This is a genomic window from Planctomycetota bacterium (assembly GCA_038746835.1).
Classification (GTDB): domain Bacteria; phylum Planctomycetota; class Phycisphaerae; order Tepidisphaerales; family Tepidisphaeraceae; genus JBCDKH01.
In genome coordinates this window covers 1-20,258 of the sequence record JBCDKH010000025.1, presented here as the reverse complement: position 1 = coordinate 20,258, position 20,258 = coordinate 1, and the positions used below count along the sequence as shown (strand labels likewise).

18 protein-coding genes are annotated in these 20,258 nt (G+C 63.2%); 10 read left to right on the top strand and 8 right to left on the bottom strand.

The genetic code is table 11. The features are described from left to right. Positions 1 to 69 precede the first annotated feature (69 nt). The 6 genes from AAGI46_04590 to AAGI46_04565 all read right to left on the bottom strand — a co-directional run bounded on the left by AAGI46_04590 (position 70) and on the right by AAGI46_04565 (position 5,479). The gene (locus AAGI46_04590; protein MEM1011482.1) at positions 70 to 852 is read right to left on the bottom strand and encodes a hypothetical protein; all 783 of its coding nucleotides are present in this window, start codon (positions 850 to 852) and stop codon (positions 70 to 72) included. A 59-nt stretch (positions 853 to 911) separates the two neighbouring features. Continuing rightward, a complete protein-coding gene (locus tag AAGI46_04585; protein ID MEM1011481.1) occupies positions 912 to 1,916 on the bottom strand; it encodes a PEP-CTERM sorting domain-containing protein in 1,005 nt (334 codons plus the stop codon). A gap of 42 nt (positions 1,917 to 1,958) precedes the next feature. Further along, the gene (locus AAGI46_04580) at positions 1,959 to 2,861 is read right to left on the bottom strand and encodes a prepilin-type N-terminal cleavage/methylation domain-containing protein (GenBank protein MEM1011480.1); all 903 of its coding nucleotides are present in this window, start codon (positions 2,859 to 2,861) and stop codon (positions 1,959 to 1,961) included. A 37-nt stretch (positions 2,862 to 2,898) separates the two neighbouring features. Then, on the bottom strand, positions 2,899 to 4,077 hold the full coding sequence (locus AAGI46_04575) for a LacI family DNA-binding transcriptional regulator (protein ID MEM1011479.1): 1,179 nt from the start codon (positions 4,075 to 4,077) through the stop codon (positions 2,899 to 2,901). A 751-nt stretch (positions 4,078 to 4,828) separates the two neighbouring features. Then, positions 4,829 to 5,137, bottom strand: coding sequence for a hypothetical protein (locus tag AAGI46_04570; GenBank protein ID MEM1011478.1), 309 nt, complete (start codon positions 5,135 to 5,137; stop codon positions 4,829 to 4,831). Positions 5,138 to 5,164: 27 nt separating this feature from the next. Continuing rightward, positions 5,165 to 5,479, bottom strand: coding sequence for a hypothetical protein (locus AAGI46_04565; protein ID MEM1011477.1), 315 nt, complete (start codon positions 5,477 to 5,479; stop codon positions 5,165 to 5,167). Positions 5,480 to 5,943: 464 nt separating this feature from the next. On the opposite strand from AAGI46_04565, the gene AAGI46_04560 reads away from it, so the two are divergent. The 9 genes from AAGI46_04560 (at position 5,944) to AAGI46_04520 (ending at position 13,676) form a co-directional block, all read left to right on the top strand. Next, complete coding sequence (locus AAGI46_04560; GenBank protein ID MEM1011476.1) at positions 5,944 to 7,245, top strand: replication initiation factor domain-containing protein; 1,302 nt, start codon at positions 5,944 to 5,946, stop codon at positions 7,243 to 7,245. Positions 7,246 to 7,255: 10 nt separating this feature from the next. Continuing rightward, on the top strand, positions 7,256 to 8,086 hold the full coding sequence (locus AAGI46_04555) for a PEP-CTERM sorting domain-containing protein (GenBank protein ID MEM1011475.1): 831 nt from the start codon (positions 7,256 to 7,258) through the stop codon (positions 8,084 to 8,086). Positions 8,087 to 8,319: 233 nt separating this feature from the next. Next, positions 8,320 to 8,580 carry a hypothetical protein gene (locus tag AAGI46_04550; protein ID MEM1011474.1) on the top strand — a complete coding sequence of 87 codons (261 nt, stop codon included), beginning with the start codon at positions 8,320 to 8,322 and terminating at the stop codon, positions 8,578 to 8,580. Further along, positions 8,562 to 8,996, top strand: coding sequence for a hypothetical protein (locus AAGI46_04545; GenBank protein MEM1011473.1), 435 nt, complete (start codon positions 8,562 to 8,564; stop codon positions 8,994 to 8,996). Before AAGI46_04550 ends, AAGI46_04545 begins: the two co-directional genes overlap by 19 nt. After that, complete coding sequence (locus AAGI46_04540) at positions 8,918 to 10,012, top strand: hypothetical protein (GenBank protein ID MEM1011472.1); 1,095 nt, start codon at positions 8,918 to 8,920, stop codon at positions 10,010 to 10,012. Before AAGI46_04545 ends, AAGI46_04540 begins: the two co-directional genes overlap by 79 nt. After that, positions 10,009 to 10,407: a hypothetical protein gene (locus AAGI46_04535; GenBank protein ID MEM1011471.1), complete on the top strand. Its 399-nt coding sequence runs from the start codon at positions 10,009 to 10,011 to the stop codon at positions 10,405 to 10,407. Before AAGI46_04540 ends, AAGI46_04535 begins: the two co-directional genes overlap by 4 nt. After that, entirely contained in the window at positions 10,407 to 12,074 is a 1,668-nt protein-coding gene (locus AAGI46_04530; protein MEM1011470.1) for a zonular occludens toxin domain-containing protein, read from the top strand. Before AAGI46_04535 ends, AAGI46_04530 begins: the two co-directional genes overlap by 1 nt. Next, complete coding sequence (locus AAGI46_04525) at positions 12,064 to 13,245, top strand: hypothetical protein (GenBank protein ID MEM1011469.1); 1,182 nt, start codon at positions 12,064 to 12,066, stop codon at positions 13,243 to 13,245. Before AAGI46_04530 ends, AAGI46_04525 begins: the two co-directional genes overlap by 11 nt. Continuing rightward, on the top strand, positions 13,245 to 13,676 hold the full coding sequence (locus tag AAGI46_04520; GenBank protein ID MEM1011468.1) for a hypothetical protein: 432 nt from the start codon (positions 13,245 to 13,247) through the stop codon (positions 13,674 to 13,676). Before AAGI46_04525 ends, AAGI46_04520 begins: the two co-directional genes overlap by 1 nt. Positions 13,677 to 14,197: 521 nt before the next feature. On the opposite strand, the gene AAGI46_04515 is transcribed toward AAGI46_04520, so the two are convergent. Further along, positions 14,198 to 15,904: a hypothetical protein gene (locus tag AAGI46_04515; GenBank protein MEM1011467.1), complete on the bottom strand. Its 1,707-nt coding sequence runs from the start codon at positions 15,902 to 15,904 to the stop codon at positions 14,198 to 14,200. A gap of 387 nt (positions 15,905 to 16,291) precedes the next feature. On the opposite strand from AAGI46_04515, the gene AAGI46_04510 reads away from it, so the two are divergent. After that, positions 16,292 to 17,359: a type II secretion system F family protein gene (locus AAGI46_04510; protein ID MEM1011466.1), complete on the top strand. Its 1,068-nt coding sequence runs from the start codon at positions 16,292 to 16,294 to the stop codon at positions 17,357 to 17,359. On the opposite strand, the gene secD is transcribed toward AAGI46_04510, so the two are convergent. Further along, a partial coding sequence (gene secD, locus AAGI46_04505; protein MEM1011465.1) for a protein translocase subunit SecD occupies positions 17,356 to 20,258 on the bottom strand: 2,903 nt, incomplete at its 5' end. The genes AAGI46_04510 and secD overlap by 4 nt on opposite strands.

Genomic DNA, 20,258 nt, shown 5'->3' with positions numbered 1-20,258 from the left:
GAGCGGTGGCAAGAGAAAAGCGGCGCAAGCGCGTTTGCGCCGACGCCGCCAGAGGAGGAACTCGTTACGTCAGCGTCGGCGACGCAGCCCCAGCAACCCCATCAGCGTCGCGGCACCGACGGCTGCGGGTTCTGGGATGACGCTGCCTTCGAGGAAAAGGTTGTCGAGGCTGATCTGCCTGTATTCGCCGGCCGCGTTGTCGTCGCTGTTGGTGCCCCATTGAAGCGTGACCTGGCCGAAGGTGGAAGGCGTGCTGAAGAGCGGGATGGCGGTGCCTTGTTCGACACCGTCGACGCTGAGGCTGTAGGTGCCGGCGTCGACGTTGATCGTCCCGGCGATCGGGACGAATCGACTCCCAAAGTCACTGATCGAGGCGACGGTGTTGTTGTTGACGTTGACGACGTTCGAGTAGCCGCCGCCCGAGAAGTACTGCAGTCGGCCGTTGTCGAAGATCTGGAAGTCGACGATCGGCGCTCCGTCGGTGCCGCCGATGCGGATGCGGTGAGCGACGTCGAAGTCGCTGGTCGTTGCGTCCTGATCGCTGCGGAGGTCGAAGGCGAAGTCGAACGTGCGATTGGCCGTCGACGTGTCGGGCAGGCCGAGGAAGCTTGCGGACGGCGTGAAGCGGTTGTTGGCGAAGTTGGCCTGGTCGGTGTTGGACGACTGGGCCGCACCGTTGCCAGCGCCGAGGCTGGTGATGCTGTAGAGCCCACCGCTGCCGGCCCAGTCTGGATTGGCCACGAGGCTGCTGCCAAGCGCGTAGCCGTCGGCGACGTCGAACGTGATCGTGTCCGCCGACGCCACGCCAGCCGTCGCAGCCAGGCAGAAGAGGGTTGCGAGATGTCGTTTCATGGTGATCTCCTCCCGGAGTCCGTAGTTGCAGAATCAAACTGAAGAGCGTCGCAAGCGATCTAGCGGCGGCGACGCAGAATCAACGCCCCGGCCAAGCCGACTGCGGCGAGCGACGTCGGCTCCGGAACGACGGTGGCGTACCACGCGTCCATCGCCGCGATGTCGGCCGCGGCGGAGGAGCCGAAGTTGGCCCGAAGGATGCCGAAGTCGGCGAGGTCGACGGTGTTGTCGGCGTTGAAGTCGCCGGACGCGAAGATCGTGTCGTCGGCACCGAAGTTGGCTCGGAGGATGCCGAAGTCGGCGAGATCGACCGTGCCGTCGCCGTTGGCGTCGCCCGGCAGACGAGCGTCGACGCCGTCGATGGCGAGGTCGTCGATGAGGATCTGGCGATAGTCCGGGGCGCTGGTGCTCGTTCCCCACTGAAGCGTCACCTGGCCGAAGGTGGAAGGCGTGTTGAGCAGCGGGAACGTGCCCTGCACCACGCCGTCGAAGCTCAGCTCGTACGTGTTGTTGTCGAAATCGATTCGCCCTTCCAGCGGGGCGTTGCGCCCGCCGAGATCGTCGAGGAGGAGCGGGTTGCCGTTGAGGTTGACGACGTTCTGGTAGCCGTTGCCGACAGGGCCCGCACCGGGACCGGCGAAGTACTGGAGTCGGCCGTTGTCGAAGATCTGGAAGTCGACGATGGGCGCGCCGTCGGTGCCGCCGATGCGGATGCGGTGGGCCAGGCCGAAGCCGGTCTCCGTCGCGGCCTGTGGCGATCCGAGCAGGAAGCCGAACTCGTACGCCTGGCCGGCCGTGTCGGTCGTGTCGGTTCCGAGGAACGCGGCTGAGGGCGTGAACCGGTTGTTGGCAAACGGCGTCTGCGGCGTCGCGGCGGAAAGGGCGGCTCCGTTGCCATCGCCGAGGCTCGTGATGCTGTACAACGCGCCGTTGCCGGCCCAGTCAGGATTGACGACCAAGCTCGTGCCGAGCGCGTAGCCGTCGACAGGATCGAACGTCACGGTGTCGGCCATCGCCGGTGAAGCGGCGACGGCAAGTGCAATTGCGGAAATGGTGCGAGTCATGGTTTCTCCTCCGAAGGGCATGCAGGGTGGTCGGCAGCGCGATCAGTCGCGTTGCTTCAAGTTCCAGTAGAGACGCGGGTAGTTCTGCGTCAGGTAGTCGGCACGATCGAGCGCGAACTCTGCCTGCTCGGGCAGGTCGCCGTCGGGTGTCGTCTCGTTGCCCTGTGGGTCGCTGAAGCCCTCGACGTGCCCGTCGGCGAGCAGCACGTTGCAGACGGTGCGGTCTCTGTGACGCGTCGTGATGCGGCGGGCGTTGCGGTCGTGGTACAGGACACCGTCATAGATCAGAGCCATCTTCGTTGGCTCAGAAACACGCGTGATCTTGTGCATTTCGACGACGCCGAGATTGGCATCGGCGCCCGGGATGCGAAACCGCTCGTGACCCATCGGCCACATGCCGCGGAAGTCTCCGTTCGTCCTGCCCCGGCTGCCGTTAGCGCCGTACCACGTCGGCACCTGCCGCCCGTCGGTTGTGGACCGAAGCCAGTAGAGATCGCCAAGTCCTGACTCGTGACTGTCTGGCTCGGGGTTGCCGAGCGTCTCACGGTTCTGGTCGGCACCTTCCGGGCAGCGGAAGATGTTCTCGATTTCAGTCAGGTCGTTCGCCGCCCCCGACGCTCCGCCGGAGGCCGTGTCGGTGAGCATCGCCCCGGTCTGCACGAGCGTCGCCGCCCAGTGGAGGTTGATCGTGTCGGTGCCGGAATCGAGCGGCACGTCGAGCTGCTCGACAGGGACGATGTAAAGCTGATTGTCGTTGACGTAGAACTGAATTCCGATGCCGATCTGGCGAAGGTTGCTCGAGCACTTGACGGTGTTGGCGGAGTCGCGCGCTCGCGACAGGGTCGGCAGAAGGATGCTGATGAGCAGGGCGATGATGCCGATGACGACCAGCAACTCGACAAGCGTGAAGCCGCGTCGCTCGTTCTGCTTCAAGAAACGTTTCATGGTCGTCGAAAAAGGGCGGTCGAAATCGAAGTGGGCATCAGGCGACGAGGCCGCCGATGGTGGTGAGTTGCGGAGACAGGTCGATCGCCGGTGACGTCTTGCCGGCGATGACGGCATCCAGCGTGGACAGTGTCGCCCTGGCCATCTCGCCGGGGTCGATGCCCGCGACCGTCATCGGCCGGGGTGCGAGCTGGCCGGCGACGGTCGCGTGGTAGGTGCCGATGACGACGTCTCGCGGAATCGACAGCCGGGCCTCGTTCGCGGCGGCCATGGCACCGGTGGCGATGACGTCGTTGATGCAGATCAGCACGTCGGCCCGATCTGGACCGGCAAGGGCACGCCTTGCCAGCGCCTTGCCGAACTTCAAAGCCCGCGTGGGCAGGCTCTCATTGAGGTACGTGCCGAACTGCTCGTCGCCGTTGGGTGGATCGACGTCGCCCACGTCGTCGTCGGGCAACTCATCGAGCGTGCGCAGCCGAAGCCTGAAGTCGGCTCCAGCGAGTCGCTGGCCTTCCTCTTCGGCGGCGCGAATCGCCCGGCGGTGCTGCGGCAACGATTCGAGCGGCGTGCGACGCAAGTCGAGCGGAAACAGCCAGTCGACGCGCTTGTGGCCACGCTCGATCGCATCGGCGACCAGCATCCGGGCAAAGACCTCAGTCGGCGTCCGGCAGCACGGTAACCCGGAGCCGCGAAGCTCGTCGCCGATCACAACGGCCGGTGTCTTGGAGGCAACCAGCGTTCGCAACGCATGGTCGTCTGGAACTTGCTCCATATGACGAAACGTGCTCTTGAGCAGCACGCCGTCGACACGCTGGCCCATGAGCGTGCGAAGCGCGTGGTCTTCCAAGTCGGCGTCGAACTCGCTGAGGACAATCTGCAGCTCCCGTCCGGTCTGTGCGACGAGGCGAAAGACCTTCTGGACGAACTCGCTGTAGGTGAGAACGACGTCGGGAATGACCAGCCCGATGATCGCGGTCGAGGTCGCCCGCATTCGCCGGGCGTGGGCGTTGGCGGTGTAGCCGACCTGTGCGGCGTACTCGCGGACGCGCCTGCGTGTGTCATCGCTGACGGTGCCGTCACCGCGGAGCGCGTGGGACACGGTGCTGACGGCCAGATCGAGGTCGCCTGCGATCTGCTTCAGGCCAGGGCGTTCGGTCGTTCCAGACCTCGATCGGCGGGCGGCAGACGCCTGCGATGCTGTCGTCCTCCGCGACATGATACGTTTCATACACCAATATTCGGGGTGTGTCAACGCAAATGATCGGACCGCCGAGGTGCCGGAGACCGAGCGTCGGCCGGCATTCGGGCCGCCGTGACGATCTGGCAGGGCACGCGGGGCCGGGCGGCATGCGCCCGATAATGAACGATACGATTAGCAACCTTTTCCAGCTAAAGGAGTTACGCGAATTGACCGCAGAGCCTACGCCCTCCTCGCCCTAGACGCAAAGGGGCAGCTGTGGACGGCCAGACGGGTAGTCAGGGACAAAAAGTTCTGGCAGGTAAACCCACCGCCTCCAGCAAAAAGCTTCAAGGTCGATTCAGGACGCCAGATTATCGACATTCTCGCCAGCCATGACGTGACAGCGTGTGTGGTCTGGCACGAGGTCAGTAAAAACACAACCCGGTAGATCAAAGCGGTGACAGCCGCTCCCTACCGGGTCATGAAAGGAATAGCTTGTGAGCAAGAATGTACCTGCGCGGCCAGACGGCCGTCAACCCGAATCCGCTAGTAAACTCGCCGACGGGCTGAAAAGCCTTGCGGCGGGCTCGTCTCTTTCCGGAGCGTGGGAGCCACGTCAGGGCCCCGATGGCCAGTTCTACTTTGACTGGAAGTCGGGTCCTGCGGCCATCGCGATCGACATTTTGCTCGGCCGCCACGCCAACGCGAAGGGCGGCCGATCTTGAGCGGGTCTACGAAAAAACCCCACCGATCGGCGGGGCTGCCTCGCGTCCATAGTTGGGCGTTCTCACTTCTCGACGACAAGCTCCTCGCAGAGAGTTCTGACGTTGGTCCGCAGGTCGTTCGTGTACGCGCGGCCGTCGGCGATGGCAAGGCGGTTCCAGGCCTCGACCACGGCGGCATTGATGTTGTCGGCGTTCGTGCCGCAGATTTCGTGTCCTCCCCCCCCTTCGAGGCGGTTGATGACGGTCCAGATAGCTCCCTGTTCGTTAGGCATGTCGTGGAGGATGCCGAGGGCGTAGAACAGCTCGTCCCGGTATTCGCCGGCGAGGTCGAGGTCGATGTAGTGCGTGAGGTGGTCGTAGGTGTGCGTCATGTCGACTCCTGTAGAGGGGAAGGGGGCTCAGAACGGAATGGCACTCCGGCTCTCGTTGATCAGCATGTTGGCGATCGCTGCTCCCAGCAGCCTGGCGTTACGGTCGAAGGTGTTGCTGTAGTTGCTGTTGAACTCGTTCCGCTCACGGGCATCAGCAATGCCATGCTGAAGCTCCATCCAGGTGCGAACCGGCAGACAGACCTTGAGGTCGTGACCGCCAGCGAGATCAGCCTTCAGGGCGTCGAGTGCCTTCTGCTGACGGGTGGTGCCATCAGCTCGAATTGCTGCCAAGGTGGGGAAGCCGGCAACGATGTCGTTACGATCAAGGGCGAGGCATTCCATAGTAATACTATAGCTCAAACTATTGTAGTTGTCAAGTATAAAAAGCCAAAAAACAAGGAAAATATTACTTTTTTCTATGATGCGGAAAACGCGACGAAGCCGCCCCGAGACACCAATAACGCATCGTTCCCGCTAGATGTTTCCGTTCTCAAGCTCGGGGGGGGGGATCACCAGACTCTGGGACAGTGTGGTCACGACGTCGAGGCGCTGGCCAAGCTAGCTCTCGTAGCTCCGACGTCAGGCTCTCCCGGCTGTGAGTTGGTCGCAGTAGGTCGAAGGGCTGACGGAGGCGGGATAGCGAAGCGAAGCGGAGCGGCCATCCCGCGTTCGGCAGGCTTTCGACCGCGGAACGTGAGTGCCATCACGAATTCGACCGCTTCGGTCCGTCGCATGATCCCCACTCCCCCCCGCACCCTCGGCGACCGAAAGGCTGCCGGGGGTCTTCAGATGCGAAAGGCGGCAGCATGAACAGGGCAGGGCTCTACGAGCAGGAAGCCGCCGACGAACGCGATCGGAAGCGTGTCGAATGGGAGGAAAGCGAGCAGGCCCCGCGGTCTGTATCACGCGGGGCAAATTGGCAGCGAAGCCTGGACGTGCCGATCCGCAATGGGCGGAAAACGCCGGTAAGCATCGGCATCGACTGGCTCCGCTGCACGGCTCCGCACGCCGCTCATGAGCACATCAAGCGGTTGCTCGAAGAGCTGTTCGGGCCTGGCGAGAAGTGCCGAGGCCAGCACCTGTACACGGAAGGGCTCTCATTTGCCCACGGTGCCCGATTGTTCCGCGACGCCACGCCAGACGGTCACTCTGGCTGGTCGGTGATGCTCGAGCTCGGAGGCGAGCCGTGCGGCGAATTGGGCCTTGGCCGCGTGCTGATGGTCCTGGACGCCGTCATAGCGAACGGCGGTCGTTGCCGCCGGCTAGATGTTGCTGCCGACTTCCGGGCCGAGGAGGGCGAGCCCGACATCAAGCTCATCGACCGCATGGAAAAAGCTTGCCTCGCCGGCGAGCTGACGCACGCCCGGGTGTTCCACCGCGACACACGCCGGCAGACCGCGAAGGGCGTACGAGGCGGGATCGTGACCGGCGACATGCTCACCCTCGGGAGCCGGCAGGGGAGCGGGAGGTACGGTCGCTGCTACGACAAGGGCCTGGAGTCGGGTCAGGCCGAACGCGGTCGCTGGGTCCGGTTCGAGACGGAGTTCACGCACAACGTTGCCGAGTTCGTAGCTATCGAGCTAAACGGCTCGTGGGTCGATGCGCTGGAGCGAAACGACGGGCAATTGGATCACGCGGCCCTCGTAGACGAGGCGGGCGTCATCCTTGCCCAACGGCTCTTCGGAGCGTTCGACTTCCGATCAGGTAAAGCATGGCACGTCGACCGCAAGAAGCGTGCAGGTTGGTGGTCGAAGCTCCTCGGGGACCTCCGTGTCGGCGTGGCCAGGGCGGTGCGGAAGACGTCGACCGTTGCGTCGTACGGCCGGCACCTTGGAAAGCAGCTCCGCCAGGCCGCGACGATGGCCGAGAAGGCCGGCGAAAGCCTGATGACGACAATTGAGCGGATCGGCGGGGTCCCTGATCGATTAGCAGACGCCAGACGTCCAGCTGTCAAGGAATATCTCGCTGCGCGGGGACTAGCGAAACCAGTATTACGCCTTGGCACTTGGGCCGATGGCTGGATTGAAGAAGTCCGCGACGCATGTGCGGCGGCAAGAGTGGCGATTTACACGCCAGAACCTACCCCATGGGACACGGTCCCGAATTAGGAGACGAACGATGATCGATCAAAGCGTGCACGTGCTCTGTGCAAATCAGTGGTCCATTACGGACGAGAAAACCGGTGTTCTCATAGAGGGAACGAAGATCATGTACACCGATGGCAGTCGTGACGACAAGCCGACGAAGCGTGGTACGCGGGTTCACCAAGTGTCAGGCCCCAAGGAGATGTTCAACGATTTCGACAATCTGCCGGGCGACTACACGGTGTCGTTTTCGTTGAACGGGAAGTACATCCGGCCGGAAAAGGCGCGACCGATTCGGAAGGCGACTGAGGATGACGCACCAACGAACGGGCGCCTGTCGAAGGTGACGAGTGCTGCTGGTGTAGCGTTTGTGCTGTTCGTCGGGATGTTGGCAGGTGACACGCATGCGGCTGTTATTGACGGCGTCACGGTTCCCGACGAGGTCACGTTCGAGTTCCCGGGTACGTCGTTTGAGCCCGTTACCTTTTCTGAACCAAGTGAATTTGCGGGGAACATTAGTTACGATACGACAACTTACGGCTTTGGTCAGTTACTCGTTGAGGTATCGCGCGGCGAGGCGGATCGAGCTTCCGTCGGGTTCGCGAGTCAAGACTTTAGCTCGATCATCGAAGCCGACGCGAACTTCACGGCGACGACGGACGTTAGTTTTGGCGATCTCGTGTACACGGTTACGAGTTCCTCGGGCGGTTTCACGTTTGGGACGGTGACTTCGTTCGACGGGCCACCGGTCGTTCCTGAACCGACTTCAGGCCTTGCCGCGACGGGGCTTATTGGTTTTTTGTCACTCAGACGACGGCGTCCTATGTCGACATGTTGGGTCCGGTCGTCGGGTTCGGCATTTTGATGTGGGCGCTGTGGTGGGGCTATAGACGCCTAAGAAGGGCTTAGCGGTCGAGACGATTTTGCGTGGACGAGAGGCGAACCATGAACGGCAATTCATTGCTAGTTGACGCACAATCGGCGGTGGTGTTCGGGTTCGTGTTTGCGCTGGGCTGCCATTGGTTAGGGAAGCTGTTCGGCTCCCTGGTGGTGGCCTTCAACCTCATGAGCTCCGAAGGGAGCAGAAGGTGAAACGCGATGTCTCGTGCATTCAAGTTTCTGGAACGTCAACGGTCGAAGATCGTTGCAGCTGGTGTGGTCGCTTCCGCGGCTGTGGTGGCGCCTGCGTCGGCTCAAGCGACGGGAGCGTCGCCGACCACGGGCGACCCGATCATCGACTGGGCGTCCTTTGTCTCTACGGTGACGTCCGAGTACGTAGCTATGCTCGGCCAGGTGCTGGGCTTCATCATCCTGATGTGGGCGTTCTACAAGGGGTACAAGTGGCTCCGCCGCGCCTGACCTCTCTCCCCGCGGCCGGCGGCTTCCTCACGGGAGCTGTCGGTCTTTCCACGCTGGCGCTCGGCGTGCAGCGCGAGATTGTAATCGACTCACGTGACGTCGTGGTCGTGGAGTTGTCGACGGATGGTGACCTGATCACGCTCGGCAGCCTCGAAGACGTTGGGGATTGGGTCGAGTTCGAAGGCGGCGAGGCGTGGAGCTACGACACAGGCGGCGTGACGAGCTCGGGATACCTCGCGCCTGGGGAGTTAGCGTCGTACGGAGAGTCTACTGCAGGAGTCGTGATGTATGCCCAGCCGCCGTACGGCACCGAGTCGGCACACCTTTACACTCAGACATGGATAACAATCGCAACATTCGGCCTCGTTGGTTCCTTTGTTATCTTTGCTGCTATGTTTCGGCGGCATGTTGCGTGACGCCTGCGTTTGGGCAGGAAGTATATGGACGGTTCAACTACTTTAACATTAGTGACCCGGACGAGACAGTCGGAAATGCAGCGATTCGAGCAGTTGCCGTCACCACGTTAACAGACGAGTTTGGAGACTCGCATGTCGTGTCCGCTTACCACGCTCCGTCGGGCTCCACGGCATCGTCGGTGACGATTCCGCTACAGCGTTCGGGGAATAGTTTCATCGGGCAGATTTCGGTTCCTTTTAGGGCGCTGTCGTACAATCAGCAGCAGCACCACGCAGCGGGTTTCACGGGATGGCCGGAACCGATTATCTTCTCGGTGACCGTGCCGCTTCACGGCGGTTCAGCGACGGTAGATGTCGAGGGCGTGGAAGTTGACTTTGTTTTGCAATCGGGTCAGCCATCGACGAACTTCTTGATGTACGAGGTTGGGACGTACTCCGACGACTGGGGTCCGACGTTGCGGCTTCAAAATTTCGACGGCTCGGGCTTCCTGAATAGTCCTGGCGGCGGTGGTTCGATTGACCTAGACGAGCTACTCGAACTACTTCGTGGCGAAGAGGAATCGACGCTTGCCGTAGAAATGACCGGCGTGCCGGGGCTAATCAGCATTGCCGAGATGCTCCGGGATTTCGTCATCCAGACAGAGTCCGGGCAGTCGTTGATCGACCTCCTTGATGAAGCGCTCGGCAGCGACGATGATGCGGAGTCCTGGACCGACCCGGAGGATCCCGACCCTGTTGGACCGGGTGACTTGGCGGAAGGTGCGGTCGGCGCTGTGGGTCCTGCGATCCCGCTCGCCGCAAATTTTGAGCTGTCCGAGCCCGTGTATGACGCCCCGGACGAGACGTCCGCGGGCACGACGTGGAGTCTGACGATCCCGGTGCTCGGTCAGGGCCGGACGGTGACGCTGTCGCAGGCGGACTTCGCGGTGCTCGGCCCAGCTCCTGCAGCGGCGTATCTCGGTCTGATGTCCCTCATCTCTGGGACCCTGGTGACGAAGGAGCTTAAACGGCGGTGAACTATTACGCCTATATCAGAAACTTCTTCGGCCGCGGTGTTAAATATATCGCAGGGCGTGCTGCAGCGACGGCGGTAACGGTGGGCTCCTGGGCGACGATCTTCTGGCTCATTTGGGATGAGATTCTCAGGACGCTGCATGACGTCATCCTCGACGTCTACGACCTTTCGTTAGACATTCTCGAAGCCGTTGGGTTCGACCGCACAGCCCTTGAAGATCGGTTCGATGCGGTGTTTGACGCTGTCGACACAGCGGGTGATGCCCTCGACTTCCTGAACCTGATGCTCCCCGTCACGGAAGGGCTCTTCATCATCTTGGGTGGCTTGGCTGCGGTCTTCACGATCCGGATGATCCGTCACCTGCTCGGTGCGTTCCCGACGCTCAGTCTCGGCTGATGTCCTCGATCCTGTACATCCTCGCGTGGCCGCTGGGCGTCGTGCTGGCGTTGATCCTCGGCGTGGCGGCGTTCGCGAAGTGGTGGTCGTTGACCAACGGCGCTGCGTCACCCCCGGCAACGGGCGTCCGCATCTGGGAGGGTAAGCCGGGCTCTGGCAAGTCCTACGGCGTGGTTGGGCGCATCCTCGAGTACCTCCGGCACGATCGTCGGCCGGTCTACACGAACCTCCCGTTGCGTTTCCCTGTTGTTCGCCAGTACCTGAGGAACCGCCGGCAGCCAGAGCTGGCGGGTTTCATAGTTCCGTTGTCCGAGCCGCACATGAGGCTCTGGCTCCAACGCTTTGCCGGCCTCGCGAAGCACTGCGAAGAGCGCGAGAAGCTTGGCGTGAGTCGTTCCGCAGCGGAGGCGGAGTGGTTCGAAGATAACGGCAGGCACATCCCACGCTGGTACACGCGTGACGACTTCGCCGCGTCGGTGGCCCGCGACGGGCTCGACCGTTCCGCAGCGGATTCGTTGTTCGATGCGCTGCACGAACAGCAGGGATATGAGGCGGCTGAGGTAAATCGAATGGCGGGTCGTGAGATCGTTAAGTCGGTGGAAGGGCGGTTGCGACCGAACTGGATTCCGTATGGCGCCGTGATCATTGTCGATGAGCTTCATAAGTGGTTTGATCAACGGGACCAACGGGAGGAAGTTCGCGAGTTGCTTGACACATTGAGCATGCATCGACATGGCTTGTACCGAATTGAGGTACTGAGTCAGACGATCATGCAAATGAACAAGGTGTTTCGCGACATGGCCGATGAGGTCATCATTTGCCAAGACCTTCGGAAAGTGCGGCTCATCTTCGGCCTCCGATGGCCACTCCCGACATTCCGGTACAGCCTTGTTTCAGCAGTTGAGCTTGGTCCTGAGCTGCGCCAGCGTCACGACGTCAAACCTGAGAAGACGTGGGTGCTTGCACCTTGGCTTGACGGTGGCAGATTGTGGCGGTTCTACGACTCATTCACGCACGCGGGAAGCAAGCGAGCACTCGACAAACGACTTGCGGCGACAAAGGCCGAAGCGGAAGGGAAGTATCATGATCCTGAAAAGAGAAAGAAAGCAATGGCACAGCGACACGCACGGTTTTCGTTCTTTGGGCTCCTCGGAAAAACGGTCGTTGTTCTCGGGGTCGTTGTACTTGCGTACCGGTCTGGCCGGTCGTCTGGTGAATCAGCTGCTGCCGAAGTGCATGCGGCTGTTGAGGCGAACGCTTCACAAACAGATTCGAAGCTGGAAGACGTCGAATCCCGGCTTCTTTCTCTCATTCGGACGTCAGCCGACGAGCCGGGAGTCGCGTCAGCGACCCCGGCCGTCGGCCCACCGCTGTCCACTTCCCCGACCGGAGAGGTCTACGGCGTTCGTCTCGTCGGCATCTCGAACGAGGTCGCGTTCCTCGAAGGCGGTAGGCGTCTTCAGGAAGGTGAGCGGATCGGCGGGTGGCTTTACGTCGGGGTGCAAGAGGGTGCAGCAGGGTTTCTGTACGACAATGTCTTCCGCAGCGTTGCGGTCGGCTCTCCGGTTCCGCCTGGCTCTGTGCTCCCTCCTGACCGCAGGAGCCGTTTCGGTGGGCTGCTACGCCCCGGCCGAGAAACTCGGCGAACGGCGTCCGTTGCTGAATGAGCCTGTCGTCACGCTGCTTCCCGATCCGGTGGTCGATATGGTCCCCGACTTTGCGGAGTTGCCAGACGACCCGGTTTCCATCAGCTTTTCGGGCAGGGCGTCAGACCTCGCGGCCGTGTTGGTGCAGCTAGATCTACCGGTGGTGATCGACCCGACGTACGGCGAGCAGGTCGTCAACATTCGTTCGAACGGCGAGCCCTTGAGCGTGGTAGCGGAACGCATTGCCGGCAGCCTCGGGTCGACTGCAACGGCGCTGTCGACTGACGGCATGTCGGTCTACATCGGCGATGCTCGCGAATCTGACCGGAGAACCGTCCTGTACCGGGTCGCGGTTGACGACATAAATCAGGTTGTGCCAGCTTTCCAGGCAGCTGGCTCTCCGAACTGTTCCGCTCTTCCCCTCGGCCGAGACGGTGTCCTTGTGACGGACGTCCCGTCTGCGTTTGACCGCATTGGCAGGCTCGCGGTCGAGTTGTCGCAGCCACGGCCGCAGTACGTGCTTGATGTGACGCTCGTAGAGGTGTCGGAGCGTGCAGCACTCGACCTCGGGCTCGATTGGCAGCTATCGGGAGTGGCGGATGTCAGTGTCGGTGAGCTGGGTTCGGGAGCAACGGCAGGGCTTTCGCTCCGGGCAGCTCTGGCAGCGGAGGCAAACGAAGGCGGTGCGTCTGTGGTCGTCTCTCAGCGGTTGCTTGTCGTGGAAGGGCGTGCGGCGTCGCTGCAGGTAGGTGAGACAACGCCGGTCCCTGTCCGGTCGGTCTCTCCGGAAGGCACTGTGACGACACTTGACTTCCAGCAGGTCGACACGGGCGTGCTGCTGTCGGTGTCGGCAGCAAGGGCAGCAGGCGGCGTGGTGGTGGTCGATCTCGAGCCCGAGATATCGAGCATCTCCGGCGTCGTTGACGGCATTCCAGCGGTCGCGCGCCGCCGGTGGAACGCGTCGGCAGCCATGCGTCCCGGTGGCGTAGTGGTCCTCGGCGGTCTCGCGGAAGCGGCCGACCGTGACGAGACGTCGGGCCTGCCCTTTCTCCTCAACGCCGGGAGAACGACCAAGTCCGCCGATCGCCGGCGACTCTTCCTTTTTGTCGAGCTGCACGTCCCACGGCAGGCACCGCAACATGCGGAGACGTTGTTCGATCAGCCCACGACCCAACCCGGAAAGGCGAACTGATGGCACTCATGAACTTCGTAGACAAACAGGCGTTTCACGTGGGCTACGGCTCCGGCTCGAAGCAAGCGAAGCAACGGGCGGGCGGTTACACGTCGAAGCGCCAACGGTTCTTCTACCTCCAAGGGCGTTCAGCTGCGAAGCGTGGAGCGGCCGCTGCAGCGAGCTACGACACGGCCCGTCACGCTTGGGACGAAAACTCGATCCATGTGAGCGAAGATGGGACGATTTCGGGCGACGCTCAGGCGTTTATCGATGACGTCGACGCGCTTGACGAGGTCATCCGTGATGCTGACGTGGACGACGAGGCAGAATCCGATGTCGAAGCGTCGATGGACGACGCCGAAGACGAGGCGGAACAGGACGACGAGGCGGAGGACGTGGACGGCTTCGACTACGACACTTGGCAAGATGAGGCCGACGAGCAGCCGTAGCACGATTTGACGGGAAGGCACCCGATGACGCAGACTCGCAGCATGGCAGATTTGGGAGGTGGCTGGACAGAGCCGTCGGACGAGCTCGCGTCGGCTGTTGGCAACCGTCGCAGGACGAAGCCGCGGCACAAGCGGAAGCCGCCTGGAGACGTCGAATGGCTCCCGTTCTTGCTCTACTGGTGCGGCCTGCTCTTGGCTGCTTACGGTGCGTTCTCGTTCGTTCTGGGGGTTTGGAGCTGGGTTGATTCGGAGCCACGGCCAGACGAGCTCTTCGATCCGGGATTGGCCCAAGCGGCGTTCGGTGAGCTACAAGCGGTCGTGGGCCTGGCTTTAATCGTCGCTGGGCTATCGGCTTCCAAGTGGGCTAAAGCCTGAGAAAAATCTGACTCGACCTCACCCTAACCTTGCAACGTAAGTCATTGCTCGTTACCTTCGCGAAAGTCGGACGTCCCTAACCACGCCCGATAATGAACGTTATGTGAAGCGGTTTTCAACCCTCACGGTGACGCAGACCGACTGGGTCAGCTTCCGGCCGTCTTAGGGTTTGAAAAGAACGAACTGGTGGATCCGTCGGCGTTGCGGACACGGACGGCATCCAGCGGGCCGACGCGGATTAGTGTGATGCCGCGAAGCTCATCGCGAACGATCACACGGTCCGCCGGCGGATTGGCGAGGACGCGTGGGCGATCGCCGAGCCGGTCCAGGGCTTCGAGCGACATGCTGTTGAGCGGCTCTTCCTCGTAGTAGTGACCCTTGGTCCGCTGGTCGCCGGCGACGTCGTAGAAGACGCTGACGCCGTAGAGCTCGTGCAGCCGGTCCACGTCTTCCCAGTCGGCCGCGTAGTACGCGCGGACCGAGTCTTCGGCCCGTGGACGCAGCACCTCGTGGTAGAAGTCTGGGAAGTACGGATTGAGCGTCTTGCGGCTCGCAATCGTCGGCCGGCCTGTGAGGAGCGGAATGTGCGAGACGTCGGCAGGGTGACCGGCGACGAAGGTTTCCGGCGCTAACGCCCGCAGGTAACGCTCGACATATCGCGGCAACTCCGGGCCGCGTTCGCTGACGGCTTGGTTGTACGTCCACATGCGCACGGCCGGCGCTCGGAAGTGGTTGACGAACCAGACGACGCCCGCGACGGGCACGATGACGCCCAGCGCCAGTCGCGCCCACGGCATGCCGGCGGTGTCCTGGGGGCTTCCGATCAACCGTTCGACCCACCCGCGCAGCGTGACGAAGGCGGCCGGGATGGTCGTGGCCAGCAGCAGGCTGTAGCCGATCGGCAGCGGCATCCGGACGTGTCGGTTGGGCAGGTACAGGTGGAATGGAAACAGGATCGCAAGGGCCCAGATCAGCACGCCGACCGCCAGCAGCAGGCCCCCTGCCAGGGACGCCTTTCGCCAGCTGAGCGCCAGCAACGGCACCAGGAAAATCGCCGCCTTGATGAATGCGATCGGCTTGTGTCCCAGCCCGCTGCGGTGGTGCGTGAACAGGAACGTCTCGCGATCGGCGATCCAGTATTGCGCGCGGCCGCCTTCGTGGAAGACGTCCATGCTGCGAGCGACATCGGCGGTCACACGCTGGCCGTACTCGGCGGGGACGTCGCGGGCGATCATGACGCCAAGAGCCGCCAGCCCGAGCAGGACCGCGAGCCACCAGCCTTTGGGCATCCGCTTGTCGATGACGAGGCGGATCACCTCGTGCAGCACGGCCGTTAGCCCGAGCACTGCCAGGGTGATCGGATAGAACAACGCCGACGCCAGAAACGCGGCACCGACCGCCCAGACGTTTCGGCTGACGAGTCCCCACAGGCCACCGGCGATGATGATCGGCGCGAAGTGTCGCTGGAGCAGGGTGCTGCCGAAGGGTCGCTCGTAGAAGATGGCGAACCACATGATGCAGCCGACCAGGATCAGCCCGCCCCAGGACGATCCCGCCGCCCGCCTGCCGAGGACGTAGAACATCCAGCCTGTCGCGAGCGTCAGGCCGATCATCGCGGTCTCGGCCACCCGCTGGATCTCGCCGATGCTGCCCATGAGCTGCATGAGCCATCGGTAGCCCATCGGGCTCATCGCGTCGCTGGCGTAGAAGCGAGCGATCGGGTCGATGTCGGTGAGACGCGACGCCCAGAACGACTGCACCCAGAAGTTGTGCTGAAGGGCGTCCCCGTCGTAGTGGAACGGGTTGCTGTACGTCAGGATCGCGTTGTACCAGGCGACGAACAGCACCAGCACGGCAGAGACGCTCGCAGGAATCCACGCGACCGCCCTTTCGGCCGTTCTCAGCCAGGTCGGACAGGCCGCGTTCGCCAAGCGAGCGTTTCGGGTGTCTGCGGCTGGCGGGGCATCGTGAACGAGTGAATCACCAGGCGTAGCAGACGACACGGACATCGGCGGCGAAAGTCTAACGGTCGCGTGACCCGCCGCAAATGTTGCTCCAAGCTCCGATAGGATGACGGGGCAGGCGATCGACGGCTGCCTCGCATCGCCATGCAAGGCGTTTTCAAGCCCCGGTGAAGCGAATGATCCGACGTGGTGGACTCGCAGTACGCACAGCCTCCCGAGCCGGCGTCCCGCAAGGCGAGACTGAGCTACGCCGCTTCGCCAAGTCGATCGGAACGCTTGGCCGAGCTGCTACTGCGACCACGCGGCGGGCGAGTCTCTTCGGCCGCGATTGGTGACGCGTATCGAAGTCTCGCGATTCAGCTCGACGCCGGCATCGACATCCGACGCGGCGTGCGCACGCTCGCCACTCATCACAGCGGCACGGCACTCGGCGTCGCCCTGTCGAGTGTCGCCCGTCAGCTCGAAGCAGGCGAGCCACTCTCGGTCGCCATCGCAGAACACGCTGAGACCTTCGGCCAGGCCGACGTCCGCGCGATTGACGCGTCCGAACGCGCCGGCGTCCTCGAAGAGACGCTCAATCGCCTCGCCGACATGCGCGAGGCAACGGCCCGGCTACGAAAGTCGGCGGTCACCGCACTGGCGTACCCGGCGATGATCGTTCTGATCGCGTTGGCAATCACGCTGCTGCTTTTCGCCTTCGTCGTGCCGACGATCGTGGCACCGATCGTCGAAGAGGGCGTCGCCCTGCCGCTGCCGACGCGAATCGTCATGGCGATCAGCTGGCTGGTCACCCGCGGCTGGTGGCTCATCGCACTGGTTGTCGTCGGAGGCAGCTTCGGCCTGAGACGGCTGCTTCGCACAGAAGCCGGAAAGCGACGATTCGACGGACTTGTCCTTCGCGTGCCGGTCGTCGGGCCGATGCTCGAAAAGCACGCGCTCGCCCAGGCCGCAACGTTGCTCGGCACGTGCGTCCGCTGCGGGCTGAACCTTGTCGAGTCGCTCGATTTGGCCAGCCACGCTTCACGCAATCGCGTCGTTGGCGATCGACTTTCCGACTGGCGCGATGGCGTGCGCGACGGCCAGGACGTCGGCGACGCCCTTCGCGGATCGGGCCGCTACCCGATGCCGATGGCCGACCTGGTCGAGGTCGGCGTCGCGACAGGCCAGCTCGACGCGACGCTCGGCAAACTCGCCGAGCGGTTCGAAGACGACGTCGACGAAACCGCCCGACGCCTCGGCGCGTTGGTCGAACCGATGCTGGTCGTCTTCCTCGGCGTCGTCGTCCTGCTCATCGCCCTGGCCGTGCTGCTCCCCATCCTCCAACTCGGCCGAGTCTTCGGTTAGGTGGCGGCGGTGACCGTGGTAGTGGGCGTCGCTGTGACGGGGATCGCCTCGTCCTGCTCCTGACGCCGGCCGACGAGCAGGAGCGGGCTGGCGATGGCGATGGAGCTGAAGGTGCCGGTGATGATGCCGACGAGCATGGCGAAGGTGAAGCCATGGATGCCTTCGCCGCCGAAGACGTACATGACGAAGATCGTCACGAGCGTCGTACCGCCGGTGAGGAGCGTGCGTGACAGCGTCTGGTTGATGGAGTCGTTGACGACCTTGCGGGTCAGCAGCCCGTACTTGCCGCGGTTTTCGCGGATGCGGTCGAAGACGACGACGGTGTCGTTCATGCTGAAGCCCATGACCGTCAGGATGGCGGCGACCATGGTCAGGTTCAGGCGGAACGGATCGAGCAGCAGCGCGCTGCCAATGAACGTCTCGGCCAGCAGGTGCGAATACCCGATGGCGCTGACCACAAAGAACGTGTCGTGCGCGAGTGCGACGACGGTGGCGGTCGAGTACTTGAGGTCGCCGAAGCGCACCCAGATGTAGGCCATGATCGCCAGGACCGAGAGGATGACGGCCAGGACTGCGTCGCGGCTGAATTCGCTGGCGACCTGAGCGCCGATCTTGGTGACCTTCTCGAGTTCGCCCGGCTCGGCGACGGCGTCGACGGTCATCTCCCATGCCGGTGAGGCAAGTTGCAGTCGCCACTCCTCAGCGACGCCGGCGTCGTCGCTGTAGACGAAACGATCGTTGCTGAAGAAGACGACGGCCGTGTTGTCGGTCGGCAGGGTGACGACGTCGACCGACACGCCACCGGTGACGCCCTGCCCGGCGTAGCCGCCCTTGAGGCGTTGCTGGTTCAGGCGCTCGACCAGCTCCTGCTGCTCGGGCATCGGGTCGAGGTTGCGCAGGACGATCGCCACGCCGCCCTCGTTGGCCGCGACGACTTCGTCCGGCACGGCCAGCGATGTGAGCTCCGCCCGATCAACCTCGGCCGGCATGACGACGTCTCCGAAAATGTCGTCGAGGTTGGCCGTCGCCTGATCGAAGTTGAAGGCCTCGCGAATGACGAGCTTGCCTTCGAGCCGGTCGACGATGGCCTCGGTGACTTCGAGGTCGTCTTCGTTGTTCGTGACGATTTCGTACTTCGCCGCGACGTCGGCGGTCGTTTCGATGCTGACGACCTGAAGGCCGACGAGTGCGTCCTCAACGTCGTCACGCGACAGTGCTTGTCGCACCTCGGCGGTGTCCATGTCTTCGACGAGGCCGAAGACGGCCGTCGTGCCCCCGGCGAACTCGGTGTCGAGAATGCGGCCCTTCTGGAAGTAATACCCGAAGAGCAGACACCCGCCGACGATGACGACGGCGCTGCCGGCTCCGAAGAGCCCTGCCCGGTGCATCCAGTCCATGTTGGGCGTGAGCCACTTGTCCCACTTGGGGAAGGTCCTCGGGATGCTGGAGAGGTCCTTGAGGTCGAGCTTCTCCACCAGCAGGCCGAAGATCGTCTTGGTGACGAACAGGGCCGTGAAGAGCGAGGCGAAGATGCCGATGAGCAGCGTGAGGCCAAAGCCCTTCACTTCTTCCGAGCCGAAGACGTACAGCACCAGGGCCGTGATGCCGGTGGTGATGTTCGAGTCCATGATCGCGCTGAACGCGCGGTCGTAGGCGTTGCGGAGGGCCATCTTGACCGACAGGCCGCGGTTCTGTTCTTCGCGGAGTCGTTCGTAGATCAGGACGTTCGCATCGACGGCCATGCCGAGCGACAGGATGATGCCGGCAACGCTGGGAAGGCTGAACGGTGCCTGCAGCGCGGCCATGCTGGCCAGGATCAGCACCATGTTCATCAGCACCGCGCTGAAGGCGACGATGCCCGAGAGGTAGTAGTAGCTGATGAGAAAGAAGCCGACGATGAACAGGCCAGCGATACACGCGGCCAGTCCTGCACGCAGGTTGTCCTTGCCCAGCTGCGGGCCGACGGTGCGTTCGCTGATGGGCGTTTCGGAAAGCTTTGCCGGCAGCGCGCCGGCATTGAGGGTGTTGACGAGGTAGCTCTGCTCGCCCTCGCCGAAGCCGCCTCGGCCGCCGGTGATGATGCCCTGGCCGGTGATGCGGCTGTTGAGATTGGGCGCGCTGATGACGCGGCCGTCGAGGACGATGGCCAGCGGCCGGCCGACGTTGGTGCCGGAGAGGTCACCGAAAAGTGCGGCCCCGGGCACGTCGAGGGTGAAGCCGATCGCCCGGCCGCCCTGCTCGTCGCGAGATCGAGTCGCGCCCGTCAAACCCCACTCGCCGTCACGTCGGTCGAGAGACTTCTCGTTGGTGTTCCAGCCAAGGACGTAACGCTTGCCATCGGGACCAGTTTCGACGGGGACGCTGACAGTGGCGTCCTGTTCGAGTTCGAACCAGCGGAAGTCCTCGTTGGCTCGTGGGCGTGGGCCGAAGCGTTCGAGGTCGGCGACGCGTTCCTCATAGATCTCGTTGGTCAGGCCGTCGTCGAAGGTGATGCGGCTGGTCTCGTCGCCGCTGTTGAACGGCAGGATGTTGAACTGAAGAACGCCCGAGCCTTGAAGCAGCCGCTTGAGCGTGGCGGTGTCGGCGATCTCGTCGCGGACGGCCTCGAACTCGGTGGCGGCGTTGAGGTACGTCAGCGCGGCTTCCCAACGGGCCTCGAAGCCGCCGTTGCGTTCTTCGAGTTCCGCCAGACGCGTCGCCCGTGGCTCGTCCTCGAGCGTGACCAGCGGCTCGACGTCCTCGACGCCGAGATTCGTCTCGTCCAGCTCGGCCAAGGCCTCGGTGTACGCCTGCTCCGCTTCATCGATCTGGACGATCAGCCCGGCGTCCTGGGCCGCCTGAAGCTCGTCGTACGCCGCGGCTGCCTCGCGGAACTTGACCAGCCGTGCCTCACCGCCGC